Source organism: Vagococcus salmoninarum (genome assembly GCF_003987495.1).
Taxonomy (GTDB): Bacteria; Bacillota; Bacilli; order Lactobacillales; family Vagococcaceae; genus Vagococcus_D; species Vagococcus_D salmoninarum.
Genome location: NZ_NGJU01000001.1, coordinates 78613 through 95594, shown reverse-complemented (window position 1 = coordinate 95594; position 16982 = coordinate 78613). Strand labels below are relative to the sequence as shown.

At 34.6% G+C, this 16982-nt stretch carries 15 protein-coding genes; 4 read left to right on the top strand and 11 right to left on the bottom strand.

Annotated elements, in window-relative coordinates; genetic code table 11:
• Positions 1–185 precede the first annotated feature (185 nt).
• Together CBF35_RS00470 and CBF35_RS00465 are read left to right on the top strand one after the other, a co-directional pair.
• On the top strand, positions 186–1085 hold the full coding sequence (locus tag CBF35_RS00470; protein WP_126777921.1) for a LysR family transcriptional regulator: 900 nt from the start codon (positions 186–188) through the stop codon (positions 1083–1085).
• 99 nt (positions 1086–1184) lie between these two features.
• A complete protein-coding gene (locus tag CBF35_RS00465) occupies positions 1185–2183 on the top strand; it encodes a D-2-hydroxyacid dehydrogenase (RefSeq protein WP_244922540.1) in 999 nt (332 codons plus the stop codon).
• Positions 2184–2461: 278 nt separating this feature from the next.
• Here the strand turns inward: CBF35_RS00465 and CBF35_RS00460 are convergent, their stop codons facing one another.
• The 6 genes from CBF35_RS00460 to CBF35_RS00435 form a co-directional block, all read right to left on the bottom strand.
• On the bottom strand, positions 2462–3451 hold the full coding sequence (locus CBF35_RS00460) for an alpha/beta hydrolase family protein (protein ID WP_126777920.1): 990 nt from the start codon (positions 3449–3451) through the stop codon (positions 2462–2464).
• A 32-nt stretch (positions 3452–3483) separates the two neighbouring features.
• Positions 3484–4053, bottom strand: coding sequence for a GNAT family N-acetyltransferase (locus tag CBF35_RS00455; protein ID WP_126777919.1), 570 nt, complete (start codon positions 4051–4053; stop codon positions 3484–3486).
• Positions 4046–4771: a MerR family transcriptional regulator gene (locus CBF35_RS00450; RefSeq protein ID WP_126777918.1), complete on the bottom strand. Its 726-nt coding sequence runs from the start codon at positions 4769–4771 to the stop codon at positions 4046–4048. Before CBF35_RS00450 ends, CBF35_RS00455 begins: the two co-directional genes overlap by 8 nt.
• A 693-nt stretch (positions 4772–5464) precedes the next feature.
• Positions 5465–5998 carry a hypothetical protein gene (locus CBF35_RS00445; RefSeq protein ID WP_126777917.1) on the bottom strand — a complete coding sequence of 178 codons (534 nt, stop codon included), beginning with the start codon at positions 5996–5998 and terminating at the stop codon, positions 5465–5467.
• 197 nt (positions 5999–6195) lie between these two features.
• Positions 6196–6585, bottom strand: a complete 390-nt coding sequence (locus CBF35_RS00440; RefSeq protein ID WP_126777916.1) for a hypothetical protein — start codon at positions 6583–6585, stop codon at positions 6196–6198.
• A 28-nt stretch (positions 6586–6613) separates the two neighbouring features.
• Complete coding sequence (locus CBF35_RS00435; RefSeq protein WP_126777915.1) at positions 6614–7477, bottom strand: hypothetical protein; 864 nt, start codon at positions 7475–7477, stop codon at positions 6614–6616.
• A 689-nt stretch (positions 7478–8166) separates the two neighbouring features.
• Here CBF35_RS00435 and CBF35_RS00430 point away from each other — a divergent pair.
• A complete protein-coding gene (locus CBF35_RS00430) occupies positions 8167–9342 on the top strand; it encodes an AbiH family protein (protein ID WP_170174665.1) in 1176 nt (391 codons plus the stop codon).
• A gap of 28 nt (positions 9343–9370) precedes the next feature.
• Here the strand turns inward: CBF35_RS00430 and CBF35_RS00425 are convergent, their stop codons facing one another.
• The 3 genes from CBF35_RS00425 to hsdR form a co-directional block, all read right to left on the bottom strand.
• Positions 9371–10861, bottom strand: a complete 1491-nt coding sequence (locus CBF35_RS00425; RefSeq protein WP_126777913.1) for a restriction endonuclease subunit S — start codon at positions 10859–10861, stop codon at positions 9371–9373.
• Positions 10858–12297 carry a class I SAM-dependent DNA methyltransferase gene (locus tag CBF35_RS00420; RefSeq protein WP_126777912.1) on the bottom strand — a complete coding sequence of 480 codons (1440 nt, stop codon included), beginning with the start codon at positions 12295–12297 and terminating at the stop codon, positions 10858–10860. Before CBF35_RS00420 ends, CBF35_RS00425 begins: the two co-directional genes overlap by 4 nt.
• A gap of 84 nt (positions 12298–12381) precedes the next feature.
• On the bottom strand, positions 12382–15603 hold the full coding sequence (hsdR, locus tag CBF35_RS00415) for a type I restriction-modification system endonuclease (RefSeq protein ID WP_126777911.1): 3222 nt from the start codon (positions 15601–15603) through the stop codon (positions 12382–12384).
• Positions 15604–15824: 221 nt separating this feature from the next.
• Between hsdR and CBF35_RS00410 the strand changes: the two genes are divergently transcribed.
• Entirely contained in the window at positions 15825–16148 is a 324-nt protein-coding gene (locus tag CBF35_RS00410; RefSeq protein ID WP_126777910.1) for a hypothetical protein, read from the top strand.
• Between the two features lie 280 nt (positions 16149–16428).
• Here the strand turns inward: CBF35_RS00410 and CBF35_RS00405 are convergent, their stop codons facing one another.
• On the bottom strand, positions 16429–16695 hold the full coding sequence (locus tag CBF35_RS00405) for a type II toxin-antitoxin system RelE family toxin (RefSeq protein WP_126777909.1): 267 nt from the start codon (positions 16693–16695) through the stop codon (positions 16429–16431).
• Positions 16695–16922, bottom strand: coding sequence for a type II toxin-antitoxin system RelB family antitoxin (gene relB, locus CBF35_RS00400; RefSeq protein WP_126777908.1), 228 nt, complete (start codon positions 16920–16922; stop codon positions 16695–16697). The genes CBF35_RS00405 and relB overlap by 1 nt, the downstream gene beginning before the upstream one ends.
• Positions 16923–16982 lie beyond the last annotated feature (60 nt).

Sequence of the window (16982 nt, the reverse complement as noted above, 5' to 3'; positions counted from 1 at the left end):
TTTGCTCTTTATAAAGTGTTCTCTCTAAGTTATAATTAAATCGTCGAATTAAATTACTACTTATTGTCGCTTTAAGAAAACGCTTTATTTTCCGCTACACCCAGATTATAGGACGAAATTTCACAAATTTGAAATTGATAGAATCTATAGCTGGATAAATTTTTTATAGAAATGAGGATTATCTAATGGAATTTAGACAATTACGATATTTTATTGAAATAATTAAGGCGCAAAATTATTCTAATGCTGCAAAAAATCTATTTGTGACTCAGCCGACACTTTCTTGGAATATGAACAAACTTCAAGAAGAACTCGGCTCAAAACTGCTCTATCAAGTCGGTAACAAAGTGATGCCGACAACGGCAGGGGATATTCTATTTGAAAAAGGCAAGAAAATTTTAGCAGAACTTGATGACTTGACGGAAGAAATCGAGGCTGATCATATTTATAAAAAGAAAGAACTAACGATTGGTTCAAACTCAGTGATTTCACCTGTTTACATGCCCCTAATTCAGCAGTTTATGTCCGTTTATCCTAACTTTTCAATTACGATTGAAGAACATGGTTCTGTTAAGACACAAAAAAAAGTAGCCAATGAGGAGTTAGAAATTGGCATTGTCTCCTTTCCAATTATTGAAGAAAGCCTTGAGGTGGAACGAAACACTTTGCACACCTTTAAATACCACGCTTACGTCTTAATGCGAGATGACCACCCCTTAGCCCAAGAAAAATCTTTAAGTATCAAAGACTTAAAAAAAGAGTCCTTTGGTTCAATGAGTAAAGACTATGTCTTATGGCACGTCTTAAAAAATAAAGCCCGTGAGTTTGGTTTTGCTCCCGACATTGATTTTATGAGTAATAGTCATGAAGTCTTAATTAATCACGTCATTAAAAACCATTTAGTTGCGATTATCCCAATTCAACTGAAAGAACTTTATGAAAACAGCCCTCTGGCATGGGTGCCTTTAAGTGATAAAATTAAACCTTTTGATATTGTGGTTGTCCATAAAAAGGACAAACCTTTATCGCCGGCAGCCGCTCTCTGTTTGGAATTTCTAACTAGTCAAGAAATCATTCAAGATTGATAGAATCTATAGCCCTATAGAAATAACTAATTAGTGAAATATATCTCTATCTCCTATACTTAATTTAGATTAAAAAATGATTTCAAAGGAGAAGATAATATGTTGAAGATTCTAATGATGGGTGCTAGAAAAGATGAAAAGGCTTTCGCTGAAGAATGGGCCCAAGCAAATAATGTTGAAGTAACAGTCTCAAATGAGGTTTTAAATGATAGTACTTATCATCTATTAAAAGGTTATGATGGTTTAAGCTTACAACAAACTATGGGGATTCCCACGGAAATGTACAGTCGCTTAAAAAATGACGGCTTCAATCAAATTGCCCAAAGATCAGCTGGCATCGACATGTACGATTTAGCTGAGGCTAAAAAACAAGGAATTTTAATTACTAACGTCCCTGCCTATTCTCCTAATTCCGTTGCGGAATTTACGGTCAATAGCGCTTTAAATTGCCTGAGACATACTCAAGCAATTCAAAAAAGAGTTAACAATCACAACTTTACTTGGGATCAGAGTATTCTTTCGACGGAAGTGCGCTCTCTGACGATTGGCGTCTTAGGAACTGGTAGAATTGGTCAAATTACCGCTGAAATTTTTAAAGGTTTTGGCGCAAACATCATCGGCCATGACTTATATAAAAATCCTGCTGCGGAAAAAGTCCTCACTTATGAAGATGACTTTGATGCTTTTTTAGGACAATCTGACATTGTTACTATTCATATGCCTTTAACTAAAGATAATCATCATCAATTTAATCAAGAAACCTTCGCCAAAATGAAGCCTGGTGCGATTTTAATTAATGCTGCGAGAGGAGCCATTGTCAAGACTGATGATTTACTTGCGGCTCTAGATAGTCAGCAACTTGCTTGTTGTGCCCTTGATACTTATGAAAACGAAATGCCTTATGTCACCCGAGATTGGTCCGATAAACCACTAGAAGACCCTATTTTTGAAGCCTTACTAGAACGTGAGGATGTTTTGTACACTCCTCACATTGCTTTTTATACAAAAACTTCGGTTGAAAACCTAGTGGAAGGCGGCCTAAGTGCTTGCCACTCAATCTTAACAACTGGAACTGCTGACACGATTGTCAATTTGTAAGTCACAAAAAAGGAAGTGTGACAAAAGTCGTTTAAATACCAGTACTACGTTAAACTTAGTCCTTCAAGTCTTAGTGCTTTAGCACTTAGAAGTTGATGAGAACGAAACGAAGTGCAGTGTCCCTTATCTCTAATGACTAAAGTCATAAGGGGCAGGGCTTTTGGAACCTGTTGATCAAATAATCTTCGTCAAAATAAAGGGACCACCGACTATTGTCGCGGTCCCTTTTTGTTTATACAATTTAAAAGTTGCTAGACAGTAAGCTAGTGACTGCCTCATTACCTTTCCTGACTAATCTCTGTTAAAGCTTGCAAATATTGTGGAGCAAATATTGCTCGAGGATTGAGAATTGATTCAATCACTGTCATCACATTGTCTTTCTGATGTCTTACTTTTAACATTCTGTGAGTCCCATTCTCGATGTGTTTGACCGTCAGAAATTCTTTAGGAATCAAACTTTGATAGACTGTCACTGTTTCTTTCGTATCAACATTAAGATCATGGTCTCCTACTAATAAATAATAAGGTTTAGTTATCTTCTTAAGCTCTTCGCTATTGTCTAAATTCATATTTTTACGAATAAAATCCCAACGCTCTTTTTCTAAGACTTCTTGATCTAATTTACTAGCAAGATAGCCTTGGTAATCATCGGCTTTTAAATACTCATTAATTTTAGTCCCACTTGTTAATCTTTCAGCAATTTCTTCCGTTGAATAACCTTCGTATGCCATTTCACTACTTGTGTTAAATTTGCCTTGTCGTAGCCAGTTGACTGCTGGGGCGACACCTATTGCAAATTTAACTTTATTATTTTCATTTAATAATTTAGTAATCACCCAGCCACCTTGACTAGCCCCCCAGACCCCAACTCTATTTGGATCAACGTCAAAATTAGCTAGCGCCCACTCCAATACTTTTTCTGCTTCGACTTTACGATCGACCATGTCTTGGGATAACCAATTTCCAGTTGACCCCCCGACACCGGCTTTATCCCAACTAATAGATATCACGTTCTCTTGGGCCAGAACTTCCCAGGCAGGGTAATACCCTTGGTCACTATTTTTAGTAGCTGGTCCATCGCCGTGAATAAATAAAACCAAACCTGGTTTTTCTTCACCCTCTTTAGGCAGAGCGTATTCAACTGCTATTCGACTGTCACCGCTTCTGACAATCCCTTGTTTAATTGTCATAGCGAACTTATTATTATAACTAATAACCCCGATAAGGATCATCACGACTACCCCAATCAATAGGAAATACTTCTTCATCTGTCTCACACCTTATCATTTAGTCATGACTCTTAACGGAGTCTTTTTTTCATTTTATACCAACTTTTTTCATCAACGAAATACTTCGTTAACAGGGAACTTACTTTTCGGTCAACCTCAAACCCAGCCCTTTTATAAAGCGCAATTGCTCGTTGATTGCTTGTCGAAACAAAGAGAGTCACACATTTAATTTCTGCTTTCTCTCGGGACTGCTCCTCAATAAATTGTAAACATGCCTTGCCAATGCCCTGACCTTGAAAGGCATTACCAATGACTAAAAATGATAAGTAACATTCATTTCTGGCTACTGAATCATTTAAGAGCTCTTTGCCAAAATACCAGCGCCAATCAGACACTTGTTTTTTGTGACCTTTAACTTGCTTCTTTCTTGAAAAAAAACCGCTAATCCCAAAGACTCCTGCTAATTCGCCAGCTTCCATAATCCGATAATATCTTTCCCGAGAATCTGTGCTTTGATACAAACGACAAAACTCTTGAAACGTCTTTTTCTTAAGCAGTTTTTCCCATTTTTGCTGAAATCCTATGTACAAAAGCTCTAATTCAACTTGGCTTAATTCAGCTATTTTTTCAATTTTAAGCATTTTTCTCACCTAAAACTTTCAGCGATAAATGGTCTCCTGAAGCTAAAAAGCGCTCACTATCTTCTATAGCTATTAACGGCAGACCACTTTTTTGAGCTAATCGCTCCAACTCAAGAGTTAATTCAACTTCGTTAGTGACTTCAAGGAGTTCAAGGTCATATATACCAGCAGCAAGCTCGAAAGCCTTACCACTAACTGCTTCAATACATACATCATAGCTATTCTCACGGATTAAGTAATATACCTTACCCATTAACAGCTCTTTTTCAAGCCCGACCTCAAGGAGATCGGAAAGATTAACACTCTCTTCAATTGATTTTGTTAGCAGACATGTCAGTTTGACTGTCTCTTTGAGAAGGTAATGTTTCGGTGTTACTTTCTGGCTTAGTTCAATCTGCTCATCAACTTGCCGACTTAATATGTCTAAACGTTTTTGCTCTGCAATTATTTTAGTTTTTCTAGCGATCAGCATTTCTGTGTAATCAGTTTTAGATCCACTCTCAATTATGCTTTTAATTTCCTTTAGACTTAAACCAAGTTCTTTTAAAAACAAAATAAATGATAGTTTATAGGCTTCTGACAAACCATACTTTCGATAACCATTCCCACTGATTTCCAGCGGTAATAATAAGCCTTTAGCTTCGTAATGTCTTATAGTATGTTGATTGATTTCAAATAATTTTGCTAATTCTGAGATTGTTACTAATCCTTCCGTCATTTCCTCACCTCATATACAGTATAAACCTTAGAGTAGCCCAAAGGTCAAGGGTGAGCTAGGTTTTTTTGTCAGAATGTTATTTTGTGAAAAAAGAGCCCGAAACATTGATAAAATAATGTTTTGGGCTCTTTAGGATTTGTTACGATGTTTGTAGTTTTATTAATTTTTTTAGTGAGCAACGGCTGCGGTGATAAGTTAAAACCGATAATTACTCCAATCACTATTCTAGTATTAGTTATCCCTTCGATATTTTCGCTAACTACTTCAAAATGATTCAACTTACGAACTTATCTAGTTTTAATCATTACTTATCAAACTTTTCAGTCTTTCCTACGTGATACGTCATTAAACATCTACTCTGTGCTTTTTCATTAAATCTGATAGAGGTTATGATCTAAGATTTTTTAAAGTACTCTCCATAAACTAGGTTACCTACATTGAGCATCATCCTAGGAATCCAAGATTTTTTTTTAACAAGTCAGCTAAACTTTCCCTTTATAATACCTGTCTATCAATATTTATCCAGGGATTTCATGACTTATGCGACTGAGCTTGTCATTGTTAGGTAAATGGCATTACTCTATCATTTTACACGTTTTAAATCTATTAGCTTTCATAAAAATTTCTAAATCATTAAAATAAACTGTTTTTAATTTATATATATCATTTAAGTCATTTTCTAAAGGAAATATTTTATTCATAACCTTGCTCTTTTGCCCACTGAGATTGTATTTCTCCCGATGTCGGTTGTCTGCCATGCTCCGCTTCAAAGCTTGCAGCAAATTCATCTCTTTTTCTTACATTTTCATTAGCCTCTTCATCAGTAATATTAGCTATATGATCACCTGGCAACTGTTCGTCAACATACGGTATTCCATAGGCTTCTGCATGAGTCATCCCCATATCTGCCCCCTCATGATATTTAGCGTTAACTTCTTGCTCTAAGTGGTTATATTCTGCTTGATCATTATTAACTGTAATTTCTTGAGAGACTGCTAGCTCTTTTTTAGATTTTTCTAACTCTTTATTGATTTTCTCAATATCTGATTCTTTATTCTGCAATTCCTTCTTTGATTTTTCATGAGCGGAATCAAGGGCTTTTAACTTATTTGATATTTGTTTATTTTCCTTCTTTATTTCTTGCATATCATTTAATTTATAAATACCAAAAGATCCTAATAATAGCAAAAGAACTGAGAACCCTATAAATCCTTTTTTCCAATTCATTAAACATCACTCCTTATGACAATGATACCTTGTAACAAGAAAAAAGACACTATTGAAGTAAGATGTATTCAATTTATGTAGTTGGATTTCGCCACTAAATATATACTACTATTTTATCAGCAAACATATGTCTAGTTGTTGACTTTAAATAACTTTATCAATCATATAGTTTACATTTTCAATTAAATCTGTGATTTTTATATTCCCAAAACCATTATACTATCCTGTGTCGAAATAGCTTTATCACATAAAGAGACAATTTGCATTAAGGTTTTCAAAACATCTTTTTTATTAAATGTAACCCTTTGAAAATCTAGTTTATGTATATCAAAATCTACTGTCAGTGTAATTTTATCAGTCCCTAATTCAAAAACATTTATCCAAGATGAAATAATGTGCTTAAACTTAGGGATATCTTCTGATATTGTTGAAACACCAAACATATCAAATCCTTGATGAGTTTTAGAATCTACCCAAGTAGTGTTTATCCAATATAGAGAATCAAGCATATAATTTAATAAATCCACGTCTAATTGGATAGTTTCATCTTGCTTTTCAAGAGTAAAACCAAAAAATACATTGGACATATCGATACTCCTTTCTTTAAAAATATATTTATCTACCGCCAAAGCTTAAAATGCTTGGACCTTCTCTAAATAAATTTGTTAATATTATGTACCGCCTAGGTGACTGTTTACGAGTGTATTTGTTACCTCCTTGGTAGGTTTTATTGTAATAATAAAGAGTTTTATTATACAGGGGACGTTGTCGCTCAAAAACAGCCATAGAATAGTATTCCCAAATATTTTTTGAGCCAACCTCATAACGATGTTTATAATGGTGGTAATCCAAAGATGTTGCTTTGTTCATGAACGTCCCTCTGTTCCAAGCAGGAAGGTTGGCATCCGTTAAATTTTTATAAAAGTTATCCGTTTTTAAATATGCTCGGCCACTACTATGTTTTGAACTACCATTCAAAGTAAATCGATTTTTAGAATATCTTTGTTCATATGGAAAACTATAAGTTTTTTTGAAACAAGGAGAAAGTCTTGAGAGAAATATTTTTTTTGTAGATTTGACAGGCAAGGCTTTATTTGGGCTCCAACGCGAAGAACTTTCTATATTGAGTGTTGCACTATAAGAGTTCACAATAGTATTACCTATATTAGAGAGTGAAATAGTTACAGTTTTAGAACTTATTTTAGCATCAATTTTAATAACGTCTCGAGTTCTTGCACGTACTAGGGGTGTGATTACGTCTCCGCCCATTTCAACTTCAAAAACGTCATCTTCATCTAACTCCGGAAGGATAAATTCATCAGTAAACGACTCTTCAGAAAGCAAGTCTAAATCGTTTAATGCTTTTTCTGTTAAGAAATCTTCATTTTCGATACTGTTTATAGCAAATGCAGATGTATTCCCAACCATAAATATGCTTATAAGTACTATAATTCCCCAACTAAAAAAATTTTTTTTCATAATAAATTCCTCCACTTCGTTCATAATAAGCACATTATACACAAAAACTTCAAAAAAGAATGATTACAATATTGTAATATTTGTTTAGGATGAATAATTTTAGTGTAGATCCACATTATTCACACCTATTTTCTAAAAAACAAAAATATAGGTGAAGAATATATAATCTAAAAATATTACTTTCACACAGAGAAATATTAGAACTTACTAATATCAATCATAATTATTTAAGTAATTTAGTTAAAGGGATTGGTCGAAGAACTGGATAAGAAATACAACTATCAGATAGATATTTTTTTAAAATAAGCATACTCATTTGCTGATAATACAAATATTAATGAATTAATGGAGTTAGCAGGTTACATTACAGCAGAGGAAAAAAAAATTAACTCATAAGCAATATACAACTGCAGCTCATATTGACGATAATATAACCGATGAACAAATGAAGAATATTCTACGTTACGTAAATTAAGTCAATAGGGAAATAAAACTTTCCAAAAAAACAATAACGCAACTCCCAATTAACTTGTGAGTTGTGCCACACTTGTTTGTTTTTTACGCCTTACGTTCAACTATTAACATTGATGTTGAATGGTCATTGGTCTATGATTAGATATACCGTGATTAATACTATGCTTTTTTCGATTTTATTAATCATAACTACTGAATTCGTTAGGAGTGTTTGTTTGTCCGATAATGTGTTATTGATTTTAGGGAACGGCTTTGATTTGTCTTGTGGTTTGAAGAGTTCTTATTCGAATTATTATGATTATAAGTGTCGTGAAAATAATAATGTGGCGAAATTAGAAAAAGATTGTAAACAGTATCTCTTCCCCACTCATAGTATTATCTATCCACATGGTTCTTCCGTATATTATGATTTCTATCATCAGGAATTTCATGTTTATCACAGCTCATTAAATACTTGGGAAATCCTTTTAACCTTTTATTCTTTTAACAATGGAGACTTAGTTTTATGGCGTAATGTGGAAGAAGCTATTGAATTTTTCATTTCAAAAGCAGAAAATATTACTGGCAGAATTAATAAAATATTAAATAATAAATTTGATCTAGATAGCACACTTACCAACTGGCAGCATGATTTAGTTACGTTCATACTTTTTATCACATATGTTTCTAAAGTAACTTCAATGGGCAAAGAAAAACTAGACATTCATGACTGGTTAATGGCAGAGCTTGTCTCTTACGAATTTTACTTCGCTGACTATATAGAAAAACAAAGTGAATCAGCTGAAAGTGATTACTCTGACAGAAGCCTGCGTTTATTAAATAATATTTTGTCAGATGAGATTAATATTAATCCTGGATTAAAATCTACATTGAGAGTAACGCTTTTAAATTTCAACTACACTAGTCCATCCAGCTCTGGGTTAAACCATGCTAATATTATGTCTCTAAATAATATTCATGGTCAGTGTGATAATAGAAATACTATTTTCGGCTTTGATCACACTGAGTTAGAGCCTAACAGCCCTGCTTATCTTTTTTCTAAGACATCGCGACTGTTAGAATCAAAAATGAATGGTCATGGTAATAACAGTTTTCTCTTACCCGAACCTTGTGATCGAATCATCTTTTTCGGTCACTCACTAGGTATTTATGATTATTCCTATTTTCAAGCATTGTTTGATTTGTATGATATTTACGGCAGTAAAATTAAACTAATTTTCAAATATTCTATTTTTGATTCGGATAGATCTAAAGAAATAAAAAAAGAAACTCACAGTAACGTTGTGAATCTGATTGCCCGTTATGGAAAAAGCATGGATAATGCGGATAAAGGGAAGAATTTAATGCATAAGTTATTGCTGGAAAATCGGTTGATTTTGGCTGAGATATAATATTTCGAATTCAACGCTTCTTTTTATGTTATGAATTAATTAATTTAAATACTTCTTCTATTTTTTTAACGATTCGTTTTTGTTCGTTTAGAGGTGGAATAGGTATTTGACTTTCTCCAAAAACTTTCCCCGATACTTCCTTAAACGTAGTTCCAGTTCCTTTAGAAGCAATATAATTAGTCATTCTTTTCAAAACATAATAACTAAATTCTAGATCAGTTAAAACCGGAGTAAAAGATTTACACCCTTGATTAGTCGTATAATCAAAGTTAACAATATTAATATGTCCTATCGGAGCTCTGCTCGAAAAAACAATTGATTTTTTTCTAATCAGTTGCGCAGAAGACTTAGATAGGCCTTTTTCAGTGATTTTTTTGGAGGTCCATTTTATATTCTTTTCTTTTTGCTTTCCCATATCTGCAGGCGTAATCCATGGGATAATCCCTTCATCCCAATACTCTATAATTTTAGTTTTAGGAGTTCCACCTGATGTGACAATACCTATATTTGATAGCCTCGCCCATTCCCAACTCTTAGGAATGCCAAACGGCTTCTCTTCATCAGTAATTGGTGCTAGTTTTTTCTCTTTTTTGATAAGTCCATCAGCGATTAATTTTTTCTTTTTGGTGCTAATTTTATCTAACAATTTGCTTGCTGGTTGATCTTCTGGATTCTGACCCACTAATTTACCTTGCATAGCTAAATCAAGCACTTTACTCTCTAATTGTTTGGCTATCACCTCATAAGCAATCGATTCATTCTCTATAATATCGATTAAATTAAATAGTTCTTCAATTTTAGTAACAATGCGCTTTTGTTCATTTAAAGGGGGTAAAGGCATAAATGTTGTATTTACAATGTCACTGTTTATATTTTTAACAGTTGAGCCTGTTGCATTTGTTGAAAACTGTTGCATTACAATTTTAGATGAAATTAGCCAATATAAGAAATCCGAGTCATATGACTGTTCAAAATTCCTTAAGGCAAACCAACCATCGTGAATAAATCCATCAATTTTTAAGATGTATGGTCTTCCAAAACTCATACTATTAGAAAGTATAAAGTCTCCTGAATTTACACTTCTAGATTTTTTAGAACCTTCAACAGTAATCTTTTCATTAGTAGACTCAATATATTTTTCGTCTTTTACGGTATCACCAATTTTAATCCAATTTACACCATTCTTGGAATCCGTAACATATTGTTTAATTGGTCTTGGTGAGCTTCCTCTAACCAATGAAATTAATGTACTAAACCTTTGTACTTCCCACCACTCTGGAAATTCAAAAGGTAAAACAACACTTCTAATAGTTCCATTTTGAGTCTCCTCATATTTTAAACCATCATCATTACTAAAAATTTTTGTTTGCTCTTTATCACATTTGTTCATCTTTTTATTTTCAGTTAGAACTCGATTTAAAAGTTTAGTTGCAGGCTCATCATTATCATCTTGCGGAACTAATTTTCCACTCATCGCCATATCAAGGATTTTATCACGTAAAGCTTTTGTATCAATCATTCTTCCACCTCACCTAGCAACTCTTGAAGGCGAGTTACTGCTGTGGCGATATTATCTGACTTCTCTTGCATCAATTCTAGCATCTCTGTCACTGAGTAGTCTAGGGTGTCATTCTCTGCTTCCAACCAAGATATATCCAAGCTAGCATTATCGCGAGCATTAATTTGCTCCATGCTATATTTACGCCACCGGCCATTAGTATTTTCTACACTCCAGGTTTCTTCACGGTTCGCCATATCGTCACGCTTATAGCACTCAACAAACTCGTCAAAATCCTTTTTAATTAAAGGTGTCCGCTTACCGAATGTCCGCATGTTATTACTCATGTCAAAGATCCACACGTCTTTAGTATTATTTTTGTCTGTCTTGCCACGTTCAAAGAATAGCACATTTGTTTGGACGCCTTTTGCATAAAAAATCCCTGTCGGCAAGCGTAAAATTGTATGTAAATTACATTTATTCATCAAATCACGACGAATTGATTCACCTACCCCACCTTCAAATAAGACATTGTCAGGCACAATCACAGCTGCCCGCGATTTACCATTTGGTTTAAGTGAGTTATAAATCGTTTGAATGAAGTTCAATTGCTTATTACTGGTTTCATACGTCAAGTCATCACGGGTGGCACGTTCGCCACCTTTTTTCGTCCCAAATGGCGGATTAGTTAAGACAACATCAAAACCTTTCATCCACTTACCACTAGCAGACAACGAGTCGCCATGATCTAGACGGCCTTCAATATCATGAAGCAAGGCATTCATCATCGCTAATTTATGTGTATTAGAGACTAACTCCATTCCACTTAAAGCTTCTTCTTTTTGAAAGCTCACTTCTTCTGGTGACAAATCAAAGTAACCATCATATTTTTCTTTTAAGTAGTGGTCAGCTGCAATCATAAAGCCAAAGGTTCCTGCCGCAGGATCATTTAGTTTTTCACCTTTTTTAGGATCCATTAATTCAACCATCAAATCAATCAGAACACGTGGTGTGAAGTATTGCCCTGCACCTGATTTTGTTTCATTCGCATTTTTTTCAAGCAAGCCTTCATAAAGATCACCAAGGCCTTCTTCTTTAGCCGAATACCAATCAAGTTCATCAATATTTTTGATGATTTTTTCAAGGTTTTTAGGTTCATCTATATGCGTTGAGGCATCATTATAAATACTGTTCAAGCGACTATCTTTAGCAATCTTAGAATTGCCTAAATCAAGTAGCAACTTCTTATAAAAGTTCTTTAGTTCAAGGCCTTCTTTAGACGCTAACGCATCCCAACGATACTCTTCTGGAATATTCTCTTCTGCGCCTTGTTCTTTCATCATTTTTAAAAAAAGGATATAAGTTAATTCTGTCACGTAGTTTTGATAACTAATCCCATCATCTCTAAGAACATCAGCCATTTTCCATAGTTTTTGTACAATCTCATTATTCGTCACGTGTTTCTACCCCTATTCAGTTATGAATTTCATTCATAATCTTGGTTTTATAATCGTTGTTTCCTTCATAACTAGTCAGTGTCGTTAAGATACATACAACTGCTCATTCAATAACTGTATCACATTATCAACTTGTTCTCCAATGTTACGTAGAGCAAGTTTGTAGCCACCGTAGTCTCGCCAGATATCCGTTTCATCAAAGTACTCTTTCGCTGTCGGGGCAAGGACTGGGACTTCAAGTAATTGTTTTTCAATCCTCTCAAGCCATTTCAACTGTTTCCTTGTCCATGAGTCCATGCCATAAACTTTTTGCATCGCATTTTTTATTCGCGTGTCATGGTCAATTAGCTCTGTTCCTAAAGCAGCTTGTCGAATAAAACTGATAATATCAGCTGCGATAAATTCTCTTTTTTCTTGACGCCAAGCTTCTTGTAGGGCTTTTTCATCAAATCTCTTTTCTCTCAATCGTAATTGAACGTCACGTAAATCTTGATAAGTTAAGTCTTTAGGGCTTCTAACAACGAGTTCTAATGCAGGAATTAAGTTGATATTATCTCGGATAAATTGATTAAACTCATTTAAATAATCCCCTGGCTTAACATTTTCTTCGCCATAACCGCGATTAACTGCTGTTAATTCATCTTGCTGAGTTGCGATAACAACAGGCTCCCTAAAGGTCCGATAATCTGCAACACGTTGAATTTTTTCAGTTTGTGCTTCGAGTTCTTCACGGGTCATGGTTTTAATGCTTTGAAGCCATGCGTCCAAACTTTCAATGTTATTAAGCTCGTTAATTTCCTTTGCGCCTTTTTCACTTATACGTTGCTTTTTACGTTGGAGTTTAGCAATTAATTCTGCTTTAAAGTAACCAAATTCCTCTGGATCATCTGCCTCAATTGTTTTATCTAATATTTCTTGAATTGATTGTTTTGGGTCAGATACTACGGGTTTCATATCAGTAATATCTTGTAAGTAATCATACAATTGCACCGCATCAAATATCCTAAAAGCCTCTTTACCAATTTCTGGACACAAACGAGTGGCACGGCCTAGCATTTGATCATAAAGAATACGCGATCTAACTCTACGAAGAAAGACTAAGTTTTCAATTTCGGGAACATCAATCCCTGTTGTAAGCAAGTCTACCGTTACAACAATACTAGGATTTTTTTCATTCTTAAAACGTTTAATTGCCGTATCAGGATTTCTAAGGTACCCTGTGATTTTCATAATTGCATCATCGACATCAATATCTTCATCTTGATAAGCTTTTTTCAACAATCGAACAATCATATCTGCATGTTCGTCATTGGCAGCAAAAATAAGCGTTTTTCCTGGCTCACTTGGATCAATATAATTAGTTAGAGCTTCTAAGATTACACGGTTAAAGTTCTCAGTAATGACTTGTTTATTAAACTTATCAACATCAAAACTGAGTTCATCACTAAGATAAGCTTTATCAATCGTTTTTGTTTCATCATTCCAAACGTCAACTTCAGTTTCTGCCTCAAATTTAATCCCATTTTTAGATAACTCCGTTTCAAATTTATAAGGAGGCTCATGATCGATTAGGTAACCATCGACAACGGCATCAGTATAAGAATACGTATAAATCGGAGCTCCAAATATTTGCGTTGTATGAAGAGCGGGTGTGGCTGTCATTCCAAGCACCGTCGCATCAAAATAATCAATCACTCGACGATATTGACTGACATAGTCCTTTTCATTTTGAAAATTTAACTCTTCATCGCTCATCTCTTTATCCTCAGTATAGCCGCGATGAGCTTCATCTACGATAATAAAATCATAGGTACCAATTGAAAGCTTATCCTCACTATCGTCTTTAAAGAACAAGCGCCGAACCATTCCTTGCACTGTCGTAATTTGAATCTTTGTATCTTGTTCTGGAAAATTATCTCCAATTTCTTTAACATCATATATATCTGAATATGATAAATTATCAATCTTGATATCTTTTAATGCATCCGCTGTTTGAGTACCTAAACTGCGTCTATCAACTAAAAAAAGAACACGACGAACACGCTTGGTTTTAATTAGCCGGTATATCAAGGACAACGCTAATCTCGTTTTTCCAGTACCTGTTGCCAGCGCCAGTAACATTTTACGTTTATTATCTATTAATCCCTGTTCAACTGCTTTAATCGCATCAATTTGATAATAGCGATCAGCAAAATTTTGATACGGTTCTTCTTTTAATTCTTCTTCAGCTTGTGTTTGGTCTACAATCAATTTTTGTTTTAAATCTTCTGGACTATGCCACCCTTCCAAGGCAACTGCTGGTTTGTTTGGAGTTCGGGCATCCCAATACCAAACACCAGACCGCTCTTGAAGCTGTTTTAAATACGGTCTTCCATTTGACGCATAAATAAAAGGTGCTTTGTATTCATCAATCTCGCTTAAAATATTGAACTCACTGGAATCACTAACCTGACGTGAATAATCTTTAGCTTGAACCATATCTCCAGAAACTGATTTTCCATACTTCTTAGCTTCGACTACACCGACTAAATCCAACCCAATAAAAAGCCCATAATCCGCTCGACCATTTTTGGTTGGCATTTCAGAAATCGCCATATTTTTATTTTTTTCTGGACGTGTTCCCTTACGCCAATCCAATGTCTCTGTATTTACTTCCCAACCAGCATTCCTTAACTGCGGGTCAATAAACATCACACGAGTTTGTTTTTCATTTAATTCAACATTTCGTAAATAAGCCTTTGATCGCTCTCTTCGTTTTTGGCGAAGTTCTTTAGGATCGTCTTCCATATCAGTAGCGGCTCTTTCAAGTTGTGCCTGAAATTCTTCTTTTTCACTTTCAGCAAGTTCTAACTGTACTTTCAAGTGAGCAATTTTGTCTGCGTTCGACTTATCAATATCTTTGGGCTCAATAAACTCTGTTGGTTCAAATTCTAACGGTCCATATACTTCCAAAAACCAATTAGCTAAATAATGAGCATAGCGAACTGTGATCATTGCTTTCTTAGTATCTCCGTAGTTATCGCCATGAGCAGCTTCGTTTCCACTCTTTCTAATAGAATGAAAAACGGATATTATCTCACCTTCCAGAACTCCGACTCTTTCTAAGTGGCGTAAATTATCAAACTGAGTACCAATTTTTAAAGAGGTCATTGTTTCTAATTCAAATAAAGCTTCCGTCATTTTTTCCGCAAATTGACGTACTTTAATAAGTGTTACATTTGGATCTCGATAAATATTATCTTCTGCTTGTTTGCCTAATGTTGCAAAAAATGACCAATCCTTGGCCAATATTTCAAAGTTACTCATTCAGTGGGCCAGCCTTTCCTTAATTACTGATTTTTATTAGTTATATTTTTAACTTTTGATAATTAAATACTTTCTAAATTACGTATACACTACCAATTATAACATGCTCTGATAAGTTTTTCTGCACTCATTAAGGCTTATTATAGATTGTTTTATATGATATACTAAGGAATGAAAGCGCAAACTATAACGATTAACTTAATAAGACAGGAGAAAATAACATGACTACAGAAAATAATTTAGAAAGTGACTTTGAAGAAGTCATCCGCCAAAGTTTACAAGAGACTTTAAAAATCTATCGACCTACTTATTTCATACAAGAAGTAGCCACTATTGGGGCATTAGCTGCTGTAAAGAAACTGATCAGGCCCTTGAACAGAAATCAATTATCAGATGGGTTTATGAAACTCTATGAGCATAAGCGACTTGATTTGACTGTCGAAGCCGTTGTTTGGGATAATTGCGAAAAATTTAGTTCACTGTTTTCTGAGGACGAACTAGAAACATGTAAGATTAGATTGACCGAGTACCATTACTTCAAATAAATAAATTCATTCAATTTAAAGAACGTGGTTTATTTGTAATACCAGTAATGACCAAGTCTCCGAGATTAGCATCAATAACCCCTTCCAATTTTTTGATATAAACATGATTAGCCGTTTGATATGCCTTAGGTGGAATTGGTTTTTCCAAGACTGTTCTTGCTTACCTGTTAGTCGCCACCTTTAATTTTTTTTACTATACTTAGTTCTTCGAACCCTCTATTACAATTCCTCGACGATGCACAAAAAAGCTCTTTTGTTTATTAAAGAGCTTTTGCATCGATTACTTATAGACTTTTTTTCGATGTCCCACTTCCAATGCCAATACAATTAATTCTTCATCCTCTATCTTACAGATGACTCGATAGTCCCCCACCCGATAACGCCATTTGCCAGAATAATTACCTACTAGCCTCTTACCTATGGACCTAGGATTAGCAACTCCTTCAAGATTCTTTGCTAACCATTTCAAAATAGTTCGACTCGCAAACTTATCTAGTTTTGACAATTGTTTATCAAATTGCTCCGTTGTTCGGACTCGGTACGTCATTATGTCTCAACTCCGTACTCCGTCATTAAATCTGATAACGGACGAGTTTTAGGATTTTTAAGGTACTCTTCATAGGCCATATCGCCAACATGAGCATCGTAGGCATCTTCCAAAGAAGCCAGCGTCTTTGTTTTTAACAATTCAGATAGACTTTTTCCTTCAAACGCTGCCATTTGATCTAGAAAGGCTTTTTCTTCATCAGTCACTCGCACAGTAATAGTCGCCATCTTCAAAACCTCCTTTTAGTTTTTCTTATAGTCACTATAACATGAACACATTTGTGTTTC